The 15,729-nt window shown below is 33.1% G+C and carries 19 protein-coding genes; 18 read left to right on the top strand and 1 reads right to left on the bottom strand.

Features of this window, described 5'->3' with window-relative positions; translation table 11 throughout:
• Window positions 1–3: 3 nt before the first annotated feature.
• The 13 genes from J8M14_RS10985 (at window position 4) to J8M14_RS10925 (ending at window position 8,804) form a co-directional block, all read left to right on the top strand.
• Window positions 4–843, top strand: coding sequence for a DUF4138 domain-containing protein (locus J8M14_RS10985; protein ID WP_211074660.1), 840 nt, complete (start codon window positions 4–6; stop codon window positions 841–843).
• A gap of 1 nt (window position 844) precedes the next feature.
• A complete protein-coding gene (locus tag J8M14_RS10980) occupies window positions 845–1,354 on the top strand; it encodes a hypothetical protein (protein WP_211074659.1) in 510 nt (169 codons plus the stop codon).
• Between the two features lie 20 nt (window positions 1,355–1,374).
• A complete protein-coding gene (locus tag J8M14_RS10975; protein ID WP_211074658.1) occupies window positions 1,375–1,986 on the top strand; it encodes a hypothetical protein in 612 nt (203 codons plus the stop codon).
• Between the two features lie 21 nt (window positions 1,987–2,007).
• Window positions 2,008–2,559 (top strand): hypothetical protein, encoded by a 552-nt coding sequence (locus J8M14_RS10970; RefSeq protein ID WP_211074657.1) that lies wholly within the window; start codon window positions 2,008–2,010, stop codon window positions 2,557–2,559.
• A gap of 33 nt (window positions 2,560–2,592) precedes the next feature.
• Window positions 2,593–3,165 carry a hypothetical protein gene (locus J8M14_RS10965; RefSeq protein ID WP_211074656.1) on the top strand — a complete coding sequence of 191 codons (573 nt, stop codon included), beginning with the start codon at window positions 2,593–2,595 and terminating at the stop codon, window positions 3,163–3,165.
• A complete protein-coding gene (locus J8M14_RS10960; RefSeq protein WP_211074655.1) occupies window positions 3,152–3,742 on the top strand; it encodes a hypothetical protein in 591 nt (196 codons plus the stop codon). Before J8M14_RS10965 ends, J8M14_RS10960 begins: the two co-directional genes overlap by 14 nt.
• Before the next feature lie 10 nt (window positions 3,743–3,752).
• Window positions 3,753–4,634: a hypothetical protein gene (locus J8M14_RS10955; protein ID WP_211074654.1), complete on the top strand. Its 882-nt coding sequence runs from the start codon at window positions 3,753–3,755 to the stop codon at window positions 4,632–4,634.
• A 20-nt stretch (window positions 4,635–4,654) separates the two neighbouring features.
• Window positions 4,655–4,939 carry a hypothetical protein gene (locus J8M14_RS10950; RefSeq protein ID WP_211074653.1) on the top strand — a complete coding sequence of 95 codons (285 nt, stop codon included), beginning with the start codon at window positions 4,655–4,657 and terminating at the stop codon, window positions 4,937–4,939.
• A 50-nt stretch (window positions 4,940–4,989) separates the two neighbouring features.
• Window positions 4,990–5,367: a hypothetical protein gene (locus J8M14_RS10945; RefSeq protein WP_211074652.1), complete on the top strand. Its 378-nt coding sequence runs from the start codon at window positions 4,990–4,992 to the stop codon at window positions 5,365–5,367.
• A gap of 138 nt (window positions 5,368–5,505) precedes the next feature.
• A complete protein-coding gene (locus J8M14_RS10940) occupies window positions 5,506–6,138 on the top strand; it encodes a hypothetical protein (RefSeq protein WP_211074651.1) in 633 nt (210 codons plus the stop codon).
• Window positions 6,139–6,140: 2 nt separating this feature from the next.
• Entirely contained in the window at window positions 6,141–6,593 is a 453-nt protein-coding gene (locus J8M14_RS10935) for a PH domain-containing protein (protein ID WP_211074650.1), read from the top strand.
• Between the two features lie 104 nt (window positions 6,594–6,697).
• Complete coding sequence (locus J8M14_RS10930) at window positions 6,698–7,660, top strand: hypothetical protein (RefSeq protein WP_211074649.1); 963 nt, start codon at window positions 6,698–6,700, stop codon at window positions 7,658–7,660.
• Window positions 7,661–7,880: 220 nt separating this feature from the next.
• Window positions 7,881–8,804 carry a hypothetical protein gene (locus J8M14_RS10925; protein ID WP_211074648.1) on the top strand — a complete coding sequence of 308 codons (924 nt, stop codon included), beginning with the start codon at window positions 7,881–7,883 and terminating at the stop codon, window positions 8,802–8,804.
• Window positions 8,805–8,933: 129 nt separating this feature from the next.
• Here the strand turns inward: J8M14_RS10925 and J8M14_RS10920 are convergent, their stop codons facing one another.
• Window positions 8,934–9,605 (bottom strand): hypothetical protein, encoded by a 672-nt coding sequence (locus tag J8M14_RS10920; protein WP_211074647.1) that lies wholly within the window; start codon window positions 9,603–9,605, stop codon window positions 8,934–8,936.
• A 536-nt stretch (window positions 9,606–10,141) separates the two neighbouring features.
• On the opposite strand from J8M14_RS10920, the gene J8M14_RS10915 reads away from it, so the two are divergent.
• The 5 genes from J8M14_RS10915 to J8M14_RS10895 all read left to right on the top strand — a co-directional run bounded on the left by J8M14_RS10915 (window position 10,142) and on the right by J8M14_RS10895 (window position 15,604).
• Window positions 10,142–11,380: a phage integrase SAM-like domain-containing protein gene (locus J8M14_RS10915; protein WP_211074646.1), complete on the top strand. Its 1,239-nt coding sequence runs from the start codon at window positions 10,142–10,144 to the stop codon at window positions 11,378–11,380.
• Window positions 11,381–11,386: 6 nt separating this feature from the next.
• Window positions 11,387–12,472 carry a hypothetical protein gene (locus J8M14_RS10910; protein WP_211074645.1) on the top strand — a complete coding sequence of 362 codons (1,086 nt, stop codon included), beginning with the start codon at window positions 11,387–11,389 and terminating at the stop codon, window positions 12,470–12,472.
• A gap of 93 nt (window positions 12,473–12,565) precedes the next feature.
• The gene (locus J8M14_RS10905; RefSeq protein ID WP_211074644.1) at window positions 12,566–12,904 is read left to right on the top strand and encodes a helix-turn-helix domain-containing protein; all 339 of its coding nucleotides are present in this window, start codon (window positions 12,566–12,568) and stop codon (window positions 12,902–12,904) included.
• Window positions 12,901–13,842, top strand: a complete 942-nt coding sequence (locus J8M14_RS10900; RefSeq protein ID WP_211074643.1) for a BT4734/BF3469 family protein — start codon at window positions 12,901–12,903, stop codon at window positions 13,840–13,842. The genes J8M14_RS10905 and J8M14_RS10900 overlap by 4 nt, the downstream gene beginning before the upstream one ends.
• The gene (locus tag J8M14_RS10895; protein WP_211074642.1) at window positions 13,802–15,604 is read left to right on the top strand and encodes a DUF3987 domain-containing protein; all 1,803 of its coding nucleotides are present in this window, start codon (window positions 13,802–13,804) and stop codon (window positions 15,602–15,604) included. Before J8M14_RS10900 ends, J8M14_RS10895 begins: the two co-directional genes overlap by 41 nt.
• Window positions 15,605–15,729: the final 125 nt, after the last annotated feature.

Below are 15,729 nucleotides of genomic sequence, written 5' to 3'. Positions count from 1 at the left end.
AACATGAAAAAGAGCATTTATATCATAGCGCTATTACTTATTAGTAATTATACTCTCCAAAGTCAAACAAATCTGACTCCTATAACGTACATAGATACCTTACAGGTCTCTGATATTAAAACCACACATCTATTATTTGACGATAATATCAAATATCTGGATTTAGGATCCCCCTATTTCGTAGCAGACACATTACAACAAATGGTAAAACTAAAGCATATTGGAGAAGAACTTATTGATCCAAAAAGTCAGTTATCCAACCTAACGGTTATTACCGACAAGGGAAACTACTACTCTATCACATTAAGATATGAACGATATGCAAATCTCGTAACATATGTGGTAAAAGAATCTGATCAAATCGTCCCCTCGTACAGAGAAGAAATAGAAACTGTAGAAAAAAAGACAGGCTATCTTCAATTGCTCTGTTCCAAAATGGAACATATTAATTCTAATGTTCTTATTAAAAACAAAAAAGGACAAGACCTGAATATTCTGGTAAATGGAATATTCTACAATCAAGATAAAATAGGAATACGAATAAAACTCCAGAATACTTCTACAATAGATTTTGATATCGACCAAATTCTATTTAGAACCAAGTTAGACAAAAGAATTTCTGCAGATTATCTATACCAGGAAAGAGTAATAAACCCAATTCATACGTGCAACACAGATTTGGAAATTACAGGTGAGGGAAACATAACTGTAGTCTTGCTATTTGACAAATTCATGCTTAACAAAAAAGAAAAACTCTCCATTGATGTTTTCGAAAAAAATGGAGGTAGATCAGCAATCATAAACATCCCTAGAAAAACTTTATTAAAACCAAGAATCATCTGATATGAGAACACTTTTTATAACAATACTATTATGCTTTGGAATAGCTAACAGCTTTGCACAACCGTATTTGGATTTCTTAACAGCGGGCTCAACATTAGCAGAAAAGCACTACGCCAATGAATCGGAAAAAAAATTTAGAGACTTACCTAGTGAAAGTGCCGTTACACTATTCATTACAGAATATATTGATAATCGATTTACAACTCGTAAACCCACATTAGGTTCTGCTTTTATAAATTATATCGATTACGAGACTATGTGTAATAACTACATCAATCCTTTTAAAAGATCAAAATGTACAGATCGGTATAATTATCTAAAAAACGCACATATCACTGTGGCTACTTTTCTGGTAGCAAACAGAACCACCCTACCTATGAATAATGGTATAAACGATCAGATCCGAGAGAAATATGTAAGTATTACCAATACCATACTTACAGAGCTAGAAATCATGAAAAAAGAAGCAGAGAAAAATGCTTTTCTCCTAAGCTTTTCAAGAGGGAGATAACAAAATTTAAATTATATACTATGAAAAAGAACATACTAATTATAGTGCTTTTTTTGATTACGATACACCTTGGATACGGTCAATTTTGGCATCACCATCATACTCATAATCGCATTAACAATGATGGGAAGACAAGAGGCAAATTAGGTTCATTAATCGGTACTACAGCAGGTAGGAATGCGTCCTTGGGAATTAATAATGGTGCTTTGGCTTCGGCATGGACAGCTCAAACCAGTAAACTGAATCTTCTTTATACTCGTAATCATTTTGACAGAAGAGATAATTTTGTTGCTCAATCTGCACAATCTTCTGCCTTAAGTCTTGCCACCTCAGCACTTAGTAGCTATCCGGGTTTACCTTATATGACATTTAACAAAAGAGAATATCTTAACAGACTTACCCTGGATAAATCGGTATTACTTACACTACAGCTATTGGATGCAAGTACCATTGCCTCTGGTAAACGACAGGAAGTCTACCGTCTGAGAAGCGAACTCATAAGAGAATTTTCTAAAAATGACAGAGACGCCAGAAAGATCATATTCTTTTCGGCCGCAGCTTTGGCTGTAACCAATTACGATCAATTTGCGGAGATCATTCGAGCGATGAAAGCTATAGAAATTACTTTCTGATACATATTAAACAAACAAAATATGAAACATATAATTCTTCTTATAACCGTTTTTATCGGTTGCAATAGTATAGCACAAGTATATCCAAATCTTACTGATTTAGGTTCCTTGTCAGGTTCCATAGCAAATACGGCATTGTATGCTACGCTTCGAAATCAACCTGATGGGATCATAAGAGAGTATAAGGAAAACATTGGGGAAATTACAAAAGAATTCATTTTCGCTGATCCATTTAGTTCCTATATAATAAATAGAGAAATTCAGAATGAAGCTAGAAGAATCACCTCCCGGTATTTAACATTAAGATTGGCAAACGGCCGTCTCCCCTTTTTCAGGTATTCCAGAAAACGTACGAACGAAAAAGATCTCAAAACGGTTTCTAAAATGATATTTAATGTACAGTCCGAAATAGCATCCAGAGGTAATCTTTTTACGAGGAGGGTGATTAAAGGAGAACACATTAATCTTTACCTCAATTCGATGGAAACCATGGAAAAGATAGACAGAATACTGGATATTATTGAAGATAATATTGGCCTTACGAATTCAATGAATACACTGGTTCCAAGATAATACTATGTAATAATAACAAGTAAAAGAAATCATATGCAAGATCTATATAAAAACATAAAATTTAAAGTGATCATGATTATCGCTATACTCATGATACAAGCTGGATATACGCAGATAGTAACAACTTCTTCGAGTACTCAAAATACTCAACATGAAGATATATTATCCCAAAGATCTTATAATGATATTAATAGCAGTAATGCAAAATTGTTGGCAACCACAGGAGCCACAACATTAAGTGATCAATTATTAGTGAATCGATGGGTGAATCAAAATAGAGAACTTATATCATATAATCCTACTTTGCTTTCTACCACTAACGCCATTATTTTTAGTGGATTCGTTGACGGAGTTAATTTTAATCCGGTTAGAGGATATAATAGCTATGGATATATACAAAGAAGATATAGTTTAATCAACCCAACCAAAGTAGCTACCAATCTTGTGATAAGGAGACGATTTCAGAAAAAATTTCTAAAGGAAAAAGAACTTATCCTCAATTATCTCAGACCAGACAATCCTATACCCGAAGGAGAAAGACAATTACTCATACTATCAGCTTTAGAAAAAGTAATCAATATCACTTTAGAAAATGAAGACTATTAATATCATTCTACTACTTTGTATCCTATGTTGGAGTTGGGAAATTGAAGGACAAAGTTCTTCATATTCTGAAACGATCCATGATGTAGTTGTTGCATCTCATAAAGGTATAATTGCTGCCTCTCTCGGGACCGAGATAAGCCTTTTACAAACCAAAAGAGCATGGTTAGATCGATTAGAACGAGTTCAAAGGGACATTTCCGATAGACGTGGTGCTTTAGGAAACTTTAGATCTGCTCCTGTTTTAGCAACGCTAGAATTTGTTTTACTGGATCTAAATCGCCAAATCACTCTTGTAGATCGAAAAATTCAAATTCAAAAATTCGCAACTCTCGGACTAAAACACGGGCTGTATAAACATGAATCTAATTTACGCCGCGAAAGAGAATATCTAAATAAACTAAACCAGCAAAATATCATGATCAAAACCGGGCTGATTAATGCAGGTGGAGCTGGATATAACTATACGGCTGCTATGAAATTATTAAAAAGAGCTATTGATATTAGAGCCAAAGTATTTGACATTGATAAGGACGTAAGCAATCTGATTACCGCAGGTGCTCTTTTATTCACACGATAAAAAAACAAAAATGGATTTAACACAAGCTATAGAACTTTTTCAAGACGCCTTATTTCTGGGAAAAAATGGGCTTCTAGGATTAGGAAGTTATATCTCCGAAATTATCAACTATGCGTATGCCCTTGCGGCTGTCATTATGATCATTTTGGTAGGATCTAAGGTGATGAAATATATGGTAAACCCTTCAAGCAATTTAGATCCATTCGTATTGGTAAGGCCAGTACTAGTGCTGGCAGCATTGTCTCTATATCAACCTCTGGTAGAGAATTTATTAGTAGTCCCTACCAATATTGTAATCGACATTACAGAAGAAGCTGCCGTCAAAGTTACCAGATCCTCCAACATTGTTGATTTTAATAATAGATTTCAGTTAAGTATGGAAAATGTGCAATCCACCGGTGGCGCTGGTGCGGGTATTTATGATATCCTCCAGGTAAATCCGTTTCTAGAGCTCATTCACCTTATTATTCTTTTTATTTCATCTATAGTTGCAGGATATATTTTGCTAAGACAATTGATCTTAAAAAGTATCTATTTTATTCTAGGAGTTTTTGTACTTCCATTCTCATTAATCCCTGGAAATCAAGACATCATAAAGAAATGGTTCCTAGGTTTTTTGTCTGTACTATTATGGATTCCCATACTTAACATATTAAAAACGATCATCGTCATTATTAATAACAATCTAGGAAGCGGATTTAGCAATGTATTACTATCAACTGCATTACAGGTGGTGATGATTTTTGCGGTGTTAAAAGTACCTCAGTATGCGAACATTTTAGTGGCATCAGGCAATGAAACGGATAGCAACTTTGGTTCTGGTATCATTACAAGCCCATTTAAGTTAGCTGCCAATAGAGCTTATAAAAGTGTGATAGGAGGAAAAAAATAACTAAATGAAATATATAAAACATGGAGTATAAAACCCCGAAAGTGTTAGAGAAAAAACCGGTAATTGCTGGACTTGACCTCAAGTCAGTAGTCATCCTTGTAGGCTGCATATTGTTATTTGTGTTTACTGTTTTTTCATCCTTTCTACTATCTCTGGTATTTATTGCCATAGGTATTGGATATGTACATATCAATAAGAAATATCCGAGAAAAGGGGAATTATCAACCTTGTTAAAATACAACTCAAGCACCAAGTGTGTACATATCAATCAACAGATCAAAACACTTATTAAAAGAAATGAATAATAATTTAACCGTAAAACTTTAACTCGATGTTTAACTACAAAATAAAAAAAATGTTACAATTAAAATTAAATCCAGAAAGTCTAAAAAAAATAAATGTACAATCTCTGAGATTACAGATTAGGAAGAAACAGCTCATATTGACTGCACTGCTGATTGTGTTTAATGTAGTATCTCTATTTGCCCAGGATGACGTCGCCGCAAAGGTTGGAGAATGGGGAGACCAGATTAAAACGATCCTAAATGCGGTGGTAGGCGTATTTTCTATTGCCGGAGGTTTTCTGATTTTTATCCAGTATATGCAAGGTAATGAACAGGCCCAGCGAAACTTTATCAGGTTTATTATCGGACTAGCCATTTTTGGTTTGGTAGCCTTGATTGCCAATGTATTCTTACCAGGAGCGAATACTGATGTAGATTGGGACGCATAATCCTCGGGCATCTAAAAACATAAAAAAACCTCTTTTTATTGCCCTGTTCCCCTGCCTGATTACCTTTTTAATTTCTGGTAACAGGTTGGGGGATTTATCAAAGATTCTAAAAAATTTATATAATTAAAATCCAATACTATGGAACTAAAAACATTAAAGGATATCCCAACCAGTTTTGCGCTGGCTAAAAGAGCCGTTTTTTTATGTTTAATTGTCTCAGTCATTGTATCAGCAGGGAGCCTGACATGGGCTTTTTTCACAGCTCAATCGATGAGAAAAACTGCTTATATACTTACTGAAGATGGACAAGCAGCATTGGTGCAAGGTATATATGGTGGTGAGATAGACGCTTATCGTAAGCCGGAGATTATGAACCATATCAAGATGTTTCATACTTCTTTTTGGGAAGTAGATCAATTCAATTACAAAAGAAAAGTCGACCAAGCACTTTATTTGGCAGGAAGGTCTGGCAAGCAACTTTATAAAACACTAGAGGCTAACGGACATTTTGCTAAATTATCTACTGAAAATTTACGACAAAAAATAGTAATTGATTCTATCAAGGTTAATGATAAGTCATCACCTTATCAAGGTAGATTTTATGGCAAGCTAAGAGTTTTACGAACCGATCAGAAAACAGAATCCGTCAACGAGATACGAGCCAAATTTGTATTATATAATGTCTCCAGAACTAACAAAAACCCGCACGGTCTTTTGATCGAAAATTACGATCTGGATTCAAGACCTGTACCTCCAAAAAACCCAATATAACTATGAATATCTCTGGTCAACAACTCGAATTTACCCAGGAAAAAATTCTCTGGAAAGGCACTCCCTCACAATGGACTAATTTTATGTTCTATATGCTCTGTATTCCGTTGCTAATTGTTTTTGGTTTGGGACTTATACTGGCAATTTGGAAATACTTTGAAACAAGGTATAATAAGCTGGAAGTCACTACGCAACGTATTATTGAACAACGTGGAATACTCTCCAGAACAACAGATGAATTAGAGCTTTACAGAGTTAAAGATCTTAAATATGACCAACCCTTCTTACTCCGTATTTTTGGACTCTCCAATATCATACTAAATACTACAGATCATTCTAATTCCACACTAATATTAAAAGGGTTAGATAATGGCAAAGAACTAAAGGAACAATTGAGAACCGCTATTGATATAAGAAGAGATCTTAAAGGAGTTCGTGAGGTAGATATTGCTTAGTAAAAGAATAACCTCATTACTATGTAAGGAGTAACATTATGAAATCTCATTTATATAAAATTTATCCCTAAAAATCTAGTACAACACAAAATAAAAAAAGAATCATGGCTAAGGAAGAAAATACAGCACAACAACCTTTAGATTCAGAAAAAGCATCCAAAAGTATTAAGTCACAGAAAAATGATCCATTTTCGAAATTAGACGATATATCCGCCAAAAGTGAAAAACTTCTAGCAGCAATACTTACAAATAACTTTAAAAACTCTTCTGAAAAAACAAATCAACAGGATGAAGAAACCACGGTAAAGGACGTGGAAAATAACAACGAACTCAACCAGTATGTTAATCGATTCTTAGATATCCAAGAAAACATAAATAATGTAAAGAATCCTAAAAAAAATAAAACATCTCATACAGGAAAAGCAATAAACCCTGTGGAAGAGCAGGAAAAAGAGCTTTCTGAAAATGAGAAACAAGTAAACTCAACTCGTCCGTCCTTATTTAGACTCGATGCAATAGCAGCAGCATTGGATCAGCTTTTGGATGATCTTTTCGAATATTTTGAAAAAAAATCAAAAAACACACAGAAAATTAAGGAAAAGCCGAAGGTTGTCAAGGGAATTATCGAAGAACCAAAACCAGAAAACACACTACAAAAGAATCATAATCAAGGTATAGAGCATATCTTAACTTTGATTAATACCTTAAAACAAGAAGTCACATCTTTAAAAGAACAAATAAGCAAAATAGAAGTACAAAAAAGAGCCAGTGACCTCGTCCTCGGTTCTGATGAAGATACCAACAACGAGCAACAAATAAGCGAGATAGCAAAAAATCTTGGTAATGGAGATTCAAAATTAACCAAAGTTGCTGAAAGTGCTGCTAAGAAAACAAAAGCCCAGGAAAAAGGAAAGAACATAGATTTTACAAAATTTATAAAAGTTCAAAATCGAAGAGTAAAGGCTGTCGAAAAAAACACGAGAAATATGGAAAAAATTAAAAACGGAAAGAAAGTTAAACCCAATATCAACGATAAGTATAAGGGCCCTAAACTAAAAAGAGCATAGACCACTAGGTTACCTCAACAAAATCTATCAATTATTGACAAGCATACATTGAACAATCATCCCTAATTAAATTCTAATCATTTATAATTAAGTATTCAAAAATGTAAAAAACTCAGCTATTTGTATAGTAAAACAAGTATAGATAGAAAGGAAAAACGAATACAATTATCAAATTTAATACGAACCTGTATGATAATCCTCTACAGTAACACATTTCAAGATGGCAAAGAAGAAAAAAGAAGATAGCAAAAAAACAGCTGGCACCACTATAAAAAAAGCAGATTTTAGTAGGCTGATCTCTCCAACCGTTACAAAAGATAAAATTATACCAAAAGTGTCTTCTGGCGATTCTAAAGATACAAAAGCAACTCAACCGAAATCTAAAATCCCTCAGGCTTTGGGTGATATTAGATTGGGAGGTTCGCATCCACAAAATGAACTTATTAAGTTTAAAATGGCCTATAATTTAACAGAGTCTCTCATTAAAGAATTGGATAAAATTCCCGATATAAAAGATAGTTATTCCTTGGGAGGAAGCTATGCGGCAGCTTTAAGAGGAACTTCCAGACCTCCTCAGGATGTAGATATTGATTTGCTAACTCCAGAAAGCTACCAAGCAAGCGTAGCATTGCTCCAAAAAACAACTGGGGCTAAATTAATCAAAGATGATCGCAGTATGGCTACTTTTAATTTTTTGAGACATTTTCAGCGTGAAAAATCTTCAAGAAAAATTGATATCACCTTGAAGATAGAACTGGCCAATATTGTGACTAAAAATATAAATAAAAATGTCAAAGAAGGCATGCAAATTGAACCTAGTACAACCGATCTTCATAGAGGTGTAAAAATACCTACTGTGCCGACAATGATTATCAATTGGATGGAAAGATATATCGAAGCCCAAAAAGCCACTTCCAAAGTAGATAAAGACAAAAGTAAAAATAAAAATGACCTAAGAAGTATTCGAGAAATTACACAAAAACATGGCATCACATATGAACAAGTAAAAGAATATATGAAGGTCGAGAAATCCGAATATAAAGCCATCTGGGATAAAGCAAACAAAGTAAAGAAATCAATTTCAAAAAATGCTAATCCCAAAAAATCGAATGTGAGTAAAAAGAGTGCGTCTTTTCGAAAATAACCTTTTGATTATGAGAAACACATAAAAAAAGTTCAATATTAACAAAACTCTGGATACATAACTGTTTTACTTTTAAAGGTAAAACAGTATCGTATCTGGAAGTAAAAAAATTATGCATCTTTCACAGCATTATTTTCCAATTTTGGGCTCTAACCATAAATATCCCATACACAGCAAAAAGAAAATATACACCCAGATTAGGTTTATAGGTTCTAAAGGGAAACTTTGTTGCTCTTCCGTTTTTGAGGACCGATTGAAGAATTTGCTATTTTTTAGAATTTTGTCATACAATGATTTTGCCTTCCACGCGATAGTGTCAGCCACGAAATAATCCAAAACAGATGTAGTATCTTGTTGTACTGATATCCTACTCCAACCCAATTTCTTAGGGTAGGTTATACCGGTCCATACATTAGGTATATCAATATCTTGTTGCATCGCTATTCGATATCCTTGGTTAATTCGTATCTCTGGTTTCGAAATGGAGGCCTTTAATGTAAATTCATAAGGTTGGTCTTTTATAGCTATCATTGGGCTCTCCTTCCAACTAACATCTACAACTTCCTTTTTACTAATAGTACTTATAAGTTCTGACCATAATTGCTGATACTCCCTTGTTTTTCCTTTTAAAAGGAGTTTATATGTACTTTCTAACACCATAGTCCCAACATTACCTTTACCAAGATATTTATATGCAGATATTATTTCACCAGTAGGATTTGTATGTATAACTTGTAATTGAAATTCATCTTGAAAAACAAAAGGATACTTTGCTATTTTGGTTTTGAGTATTTTAGCCACATTCGTCTCGGTACTTTTTTCTTTTACAAAATTGAAAGCTACTTCATCTTTTCTGGTAAAGCTCCGCTTTAAGATTCACAAAAAGAATCACTTCACTTTATTCCAAAAAAGAAGCGAGCTTCATTTCTGAAACTCGCTTGCAATTCACTTTTTTGTGATTCATTCGTTACCTCGGCAGGATTGGATTTCCTTTGAACTCCGTAGTATAAACCGAAAGCTCAAAATCTTCGATTTCTTATCTTTTTATTTTCATTTCGGTTTGAGAGCAAACTCTCACCTTATTCAAATAAAAAAGCTTACCATTTGGTAAGCTTTCCGTTCTTAAGTGACCTCGGCAGGATTCAAACCTGCAACCTCTTGAGCCGTAATCATGAGAATATAGTGTTGTTTATTATCTTGTTTTTTATAAATACTTTGATTATCAGTTAATTAATTTGTTTTTAGTAATGGTTGTTTATAGGTTTTATATGTTTAATTATTGATTTTGTGTGCAAATTTTGTGCAAATGAATTATGTTTGCACAAAAGAAAATCAGTATGAGTTATAACATTTCAATCTTTCTTGATACCAGACGATCTAAAAAGAGTGGTTTGTATCCTGTTAAACTTCGTGTTTATGCCACTACCTTAAAAAAGGTAAAGTTATATCCTCTTAGTATAGACCTTTCCGAAAAAGACTTTGAAAAAATATGGGAGCGTAATACAAGAGTTAGAGGTACGAATGAGGAGCTTAGAATAGAATTAAGTAGTATTGAAAATAGGGCTAAAGATGAAGCTAAGAAAATTAGTTTCTTCAATTTTGAAGATTTTGAAAGAAAAATGTTTAGAAGATCAACTGATGGCGATAATGTATTCTATCATTTTGATAAAGAGATTAAACGAAACCTTAGACGTAAAAAAATAAATACTGCGGATGGGCACAAGTACACCTTAAAGTCTTTAACTGATTTTTTGTTACACAAAAGTGGTAAGGTAGGAGATAGGTTTCCTTTCGGAATGATAACCCCAAATTGGTTAGAAGAATATGAAGAGTATATGTTGGAAAAGGGAAAGAGTGTAACAACAATTGCTATCTATTTACGGAATTTGAGGGTGGTTTTTAATCATGCGATAGATGATGGCGATATTAATAGGGATATCTATCCGTTTGGTGAGAAGAAATTTCAGATTTCTGAAGCAGGAAAAGTTAGAAAAGCTCTTAACCAACAACAATTATCAGTATTTTTTAATACGAAACCGAAAACTCCTGAACAGAAAAAAGCAAAAGATTTTTGGTTTTTTAGTTATGCTTGTAATGGAATGAATATGAAAGATATTGCATTGCTAAAGTATGCTGATTTTGATGGTAATTCCTTTCGTTATTATAGAGCTAAAACTTTTCAGAAGTCTAAACGAAAAACAAAAATCAATATTTACTTAAATGATTTTGCCAAAGAAATTATCAGAAAGTATGGAAATAAATCTGAGTCGGGATATGTTTTTCCAATATTGCAAAATAACATGTCAGCGGTAGAGATCACAAAACATATTAAAAACTTTAATCGTTTTGTTAATCAACACATTAAGAAAATAGCAAAAAAGAATAAGCTACCGGAGGACATCTCTTTTTATTGGGCGCGACACAGTTTCGCTACAAATGCAGTTCGAAAAGGTGCAAGTATGGAGTTTATAAGTGAAGCTTTAAACCATAGTGATCTAAAAGTTACCAAAGGATATTTTGCAGGCTTTGAAGATGAAGCTAAAAAAGAATTTGCTAAAAATTTAATGGATTTCTAACATTCTATGGCATATCCAAAAGAAGATATAATTAAGGAATTACAAAAGTTTAGTACTATAGCTGAACGGTTGGATTTCTTCAAAAATAGCAAAGAAAAATATTCTAATCTATTTGTTGATTCTACAGAAGAAGCAACGACCAGTTTACAAATCCCTATTGATATTTACAAGCTGTTTTTTGAACATGAAGAAAACACAATAGAATTTACATATTGGTTTTTACAATACAATGCATCTTTGATATTAGAAAACATAAAGAAAGAAAAATATATAATTCAAAAGCTAGAATCTCCTCTACGGGATAAAATTCTAAAAGGAGAATTAAAAAAGATTCAAGATATAGAAGATGGGGCAGAACAATTACTAGAGAATGGTTTTGTAGATATTTATGCTGAACAGATAGACTCAAACTACATTAGAGAAATCGAATATTTACGGATCAAAGCAGACTATTATAAGTCTAACTTTTTACCATCCATAGATTTAGATCCGGAAGTAGTTCATGTTTATGCCACTCACATCTATCTAAAGGACTTTTTAGAAAAAGAACTACAGCAATTTACAGGAAATATTCTGGATGTAATAGCATTGGAAAAACTAGAAAAAGAAGAAAAACCAATTGCTGTAGTTCAGGATAATGAAAATTTTGTAGGTTTCCACGGTGATCACGGATTACCTCCCTTTCGGAAACCTCGAGAACAAGGTCTGCCTATTTTTGAGAAATCTTCTATCATATCATTAGGCGATATTTTAAAGCCTTATTTTTCAGAAAAGGATTTTTACTATTTAGAAACTTTATTGGAAACAGCCAGCCCGCTTCCAAATAAAATATTTTTTCTTTCTGAAGGGAATAAGCTAGCAGATGTCTTTTGGCAATTGTACGAAAACAAACTAGTATTCAATTGTAATAAAATGCAGTTAGAACAATGGATAGCCTCTAATTTTCAATATTTAGAAAGAGGTAATGCCAAGGATTTTACCCTGAAATACCTAAATAAAATTATCTCTACAGATCATCAAACCTGTAAAAATCCAATCTTAGGGATTTATAACGACCTTTCTTCGAATAAAAAACTGTTAAAAGTTACTTAAAAAGAGGTGGGTTTTTATGGGGTAACGATTTACCCCCTTGATACCCTACAAAGCACTCCCATAAAATTGTGGTATAAAATTTAAAATACCGTTATGGAAGAATTATCATTTGATAAATTACCAAAAGCCGTTGCAAAACTTAGCAACGAAATAAGTGAGATCAAAAGAATCTTATTACAAAACAAAGAAGAAACACCAGAAAAAGATCAGTTGTTTAGTGTAAAGGAAGCAGCCACTTTTCTAGAGGTTTCAGCACCTACTATTTATGGGTATGTACAGCGCAAGCAAATTCCGGTGATGAAAAAACACAAAAAGCTCTACTTCTCAAAACTGGAGCTTATTGATTGGATTAAAACAGGAAGAAAAAAAACTATTGAAGAGATACAAAAAGAAGTAGATCGGTCATTAGCCACTAAAAAGAGAAGGTTATGATTAGTAGAAAGCATATCTTGTCCAAAACACATTACGGTATACATATATATGGATATATATTGAAGCAACATTTTCCAGAAGAAGAAATAGTACTATCGGTAAACAATTGTGATTGTAAACCTGTAAACAACCCTTTTTTACCTCAATATCGTGGTAGTTTGAAAATTAGTGTTGTAAACGGTAGTGGTGTTTACCAGGATCTAAAGGACAAGAGTTTTAAGGGAGATGTTTTTGATTTTGCACAGTTATATTTTAAAACTATTACACAAGATGAATTACTTATTCGTATTAATGATGTGCTGCATTTAGGACTGGAATCCAAAGTTTCTGATTATGACACGAGATTAGAACAAATCAATCATGCTTTGGACACAATCCCTGATCAGGAATGGAATCCAAGATTTAGTTATTTTTCAAAAAACCTTTATAATCTCTACGCAACTAAAACAGTAGGGATTTATGAGACCTATAAGATGATTACTGATCCGATTAGGAAATATCGAACAGATACAATTAGAAAGCTTGTTACAGAAGAAGAACAGAAGAAATATAAGAAAAGCTATTTTGATTTTGTCACTTTTTCAGGCACGTTTACACAACGAAATAATACCTCCTTAATAAAGTATTCAGAATTACTTACTGTAGATATAGATAATATAGACAGTGCAAATAATTTGCAAAAGATCAAAGTAGAACTTTTAGAGGATTCTTATTTTCCAACTGAGCTATTGTTTACCTCTCCTAGAGGTAAGGGATTGAAATGGATAATTAAAATATCATTGGAAGAAGTTACCCATTTAGAATATTTCCGAGCAGTTTCTAATTATCTAAAATTAGCTTATAATATACAGGTGGATGTTAGTGGTAGTGATGTCAGTAGAGCCTGCCTTTTATCATATGATCCAGAAGCCTACATCAACCCTAAATACATACTATAATACGATGGAAGAATTTGATGTTAAAGCATTTCTTAATATCCAAGAGAAGACTTTACCAAAAAGCATAAATACAACACCTGTTTATACTATTTCAGATACCAATGACGCAATAGAACTATTAATACAATGGATAGAAACTACAGGAACGGATATGACTTCTAACTATGAAGATTGGTTAAAAATAGGGTTTGCATTGGCAGATGAATTTGGACTGATAGGAGCATCTTACTACCATAGGATAAGTAAGTTTTATCCCAAGTATAAATATCAAGAATGTGAAAAACAGTATAAACGATGCCTAAAAGGAAAAAGGGTGGGAGTAACTATCGGAACACTTTTTCACTACGCCAAACAAGCTGGTTATGTGCAAAAAAAAATAAATTCATACAATACTATTAATAATGAAAAGAAAGAAGTAGTACTCCCAAAGAAAGAGTTAGCTGAGTTTTCAACCTTTATTTTTGATGAGCTACCAGAGTTTTTAAAGAAAGTAGGGCATACAGCTAGTAATTCAAAAGAAAGAGATATACTCCTCCTAGGTGCTTTGACATGTATCAGTGCTTGTTTACCCAATGTTTATGGAATCTATGATCGGTTCACTGTATATCCAAATCTTTTTCTGTTTGTTACAGCACCTGCTTCTTCGGGCAAAGGACGAGTTAATTTATGCAGAAGATTAGTCAATCCCATTCATATACAAAAAAGGAAAGAGACTAGCACTGAAAAAATACAATATGAAGTTGAACTCGCAGAGTATAATCTAAGTAAAAATAAAGATCAAACGCTCGTAAAACCCAATAAACCTCTGGAGAAAATGTTATTTATTCCAGCTAACAGCAGTGCTACAGGAACCTTTGAGTTATTGGCAAATAACGAAGGAGTAGGGTTAATCTTCGAAACTGAAGGAGACACCTTAGCCCAAACCTTTAAAAGCGAACACGGGAATTATAGTGATGGATTTAGAAAAGCATTTCATCACGAATCTATTAGCTATTATCGAAGAACAGACAGAGAATATGTGGATATTGAATGCCCTAAATTGTCTACTGTATTGACTGGAACACCAAATCAAGTAAGGACATTAATGCCGAATTCAGAAAATGGATTATTCAGTCGATTTATGTTTTACCATATGGATCGTCAACGGCAATGGAGAGATGTATTTGCTAATGACGATGAAGAAGAATTGGATTTAGTATTTGATAAATTAGGAGAGGAATTCACGATATTCTATTCACAATTAAGATTGATCTCTAACGGAGTAAAAGTTCATTTGAGCACTGAACAAGCAAGACGGTTTAATGAATTTTTCAGAAAAGAATATGATACCTTTTTATTTCTCCAAAAAAACGGAATGGAAGCTTCCTTGTTTAGATTAGGATTAATATGTTTTAGGATAGTAATGGTATTATCAGTATTACGAATGATGGAAACGGAAAATCTGGATACTGTAAAAGAATGTGAGCCAAGGGATTTTGAAATTGCATTATTTATAATCAAAACATTAATAGTGCATATGGAGAGTGTATTCTTATACCTTCCTAAAGAAAAACTAACGCTTCCTCGTCAGAAGAATATTAAAGAATGTTTTCTAGACGAATTACCATCGCAATTTACGACTCAAGGCTATCGTGATGTTTCAGAAAGATTAAAGATACCTCAAAAAAGTGCGGAACGGTATATTAAACAATTTGTAGAAAAAGGTTACCTGCAACGAAAATCTCACGGTAATTATCTTCACGTCTCTAAAAAAGAATTGTGAGGTTTTTAAGGCTTCCGAGGATATTGAGTGTTTATTATTAATTTCAAAAACTCAGAAACCTTAAAAACCTTAACATCCTAACATTCATTTTTTAAGTTTTTAAGCCCTTCTTTTAATAGCTCACC

It is taken from the genome of Aquimarina sp. MMG016 (genome assembly GCF_018100805.1).
Classification (GTDB): Bacteria; Bacteroidota; Bacteroidia; order Flavobacteriales; family Flavobacteriaceae; genus Aquimarina.
The sequence above is the reverse complement of the archived record's forward strand: the minus strand, read 5'-3'. Positions and strand labels throughout refer to the sequence as shown.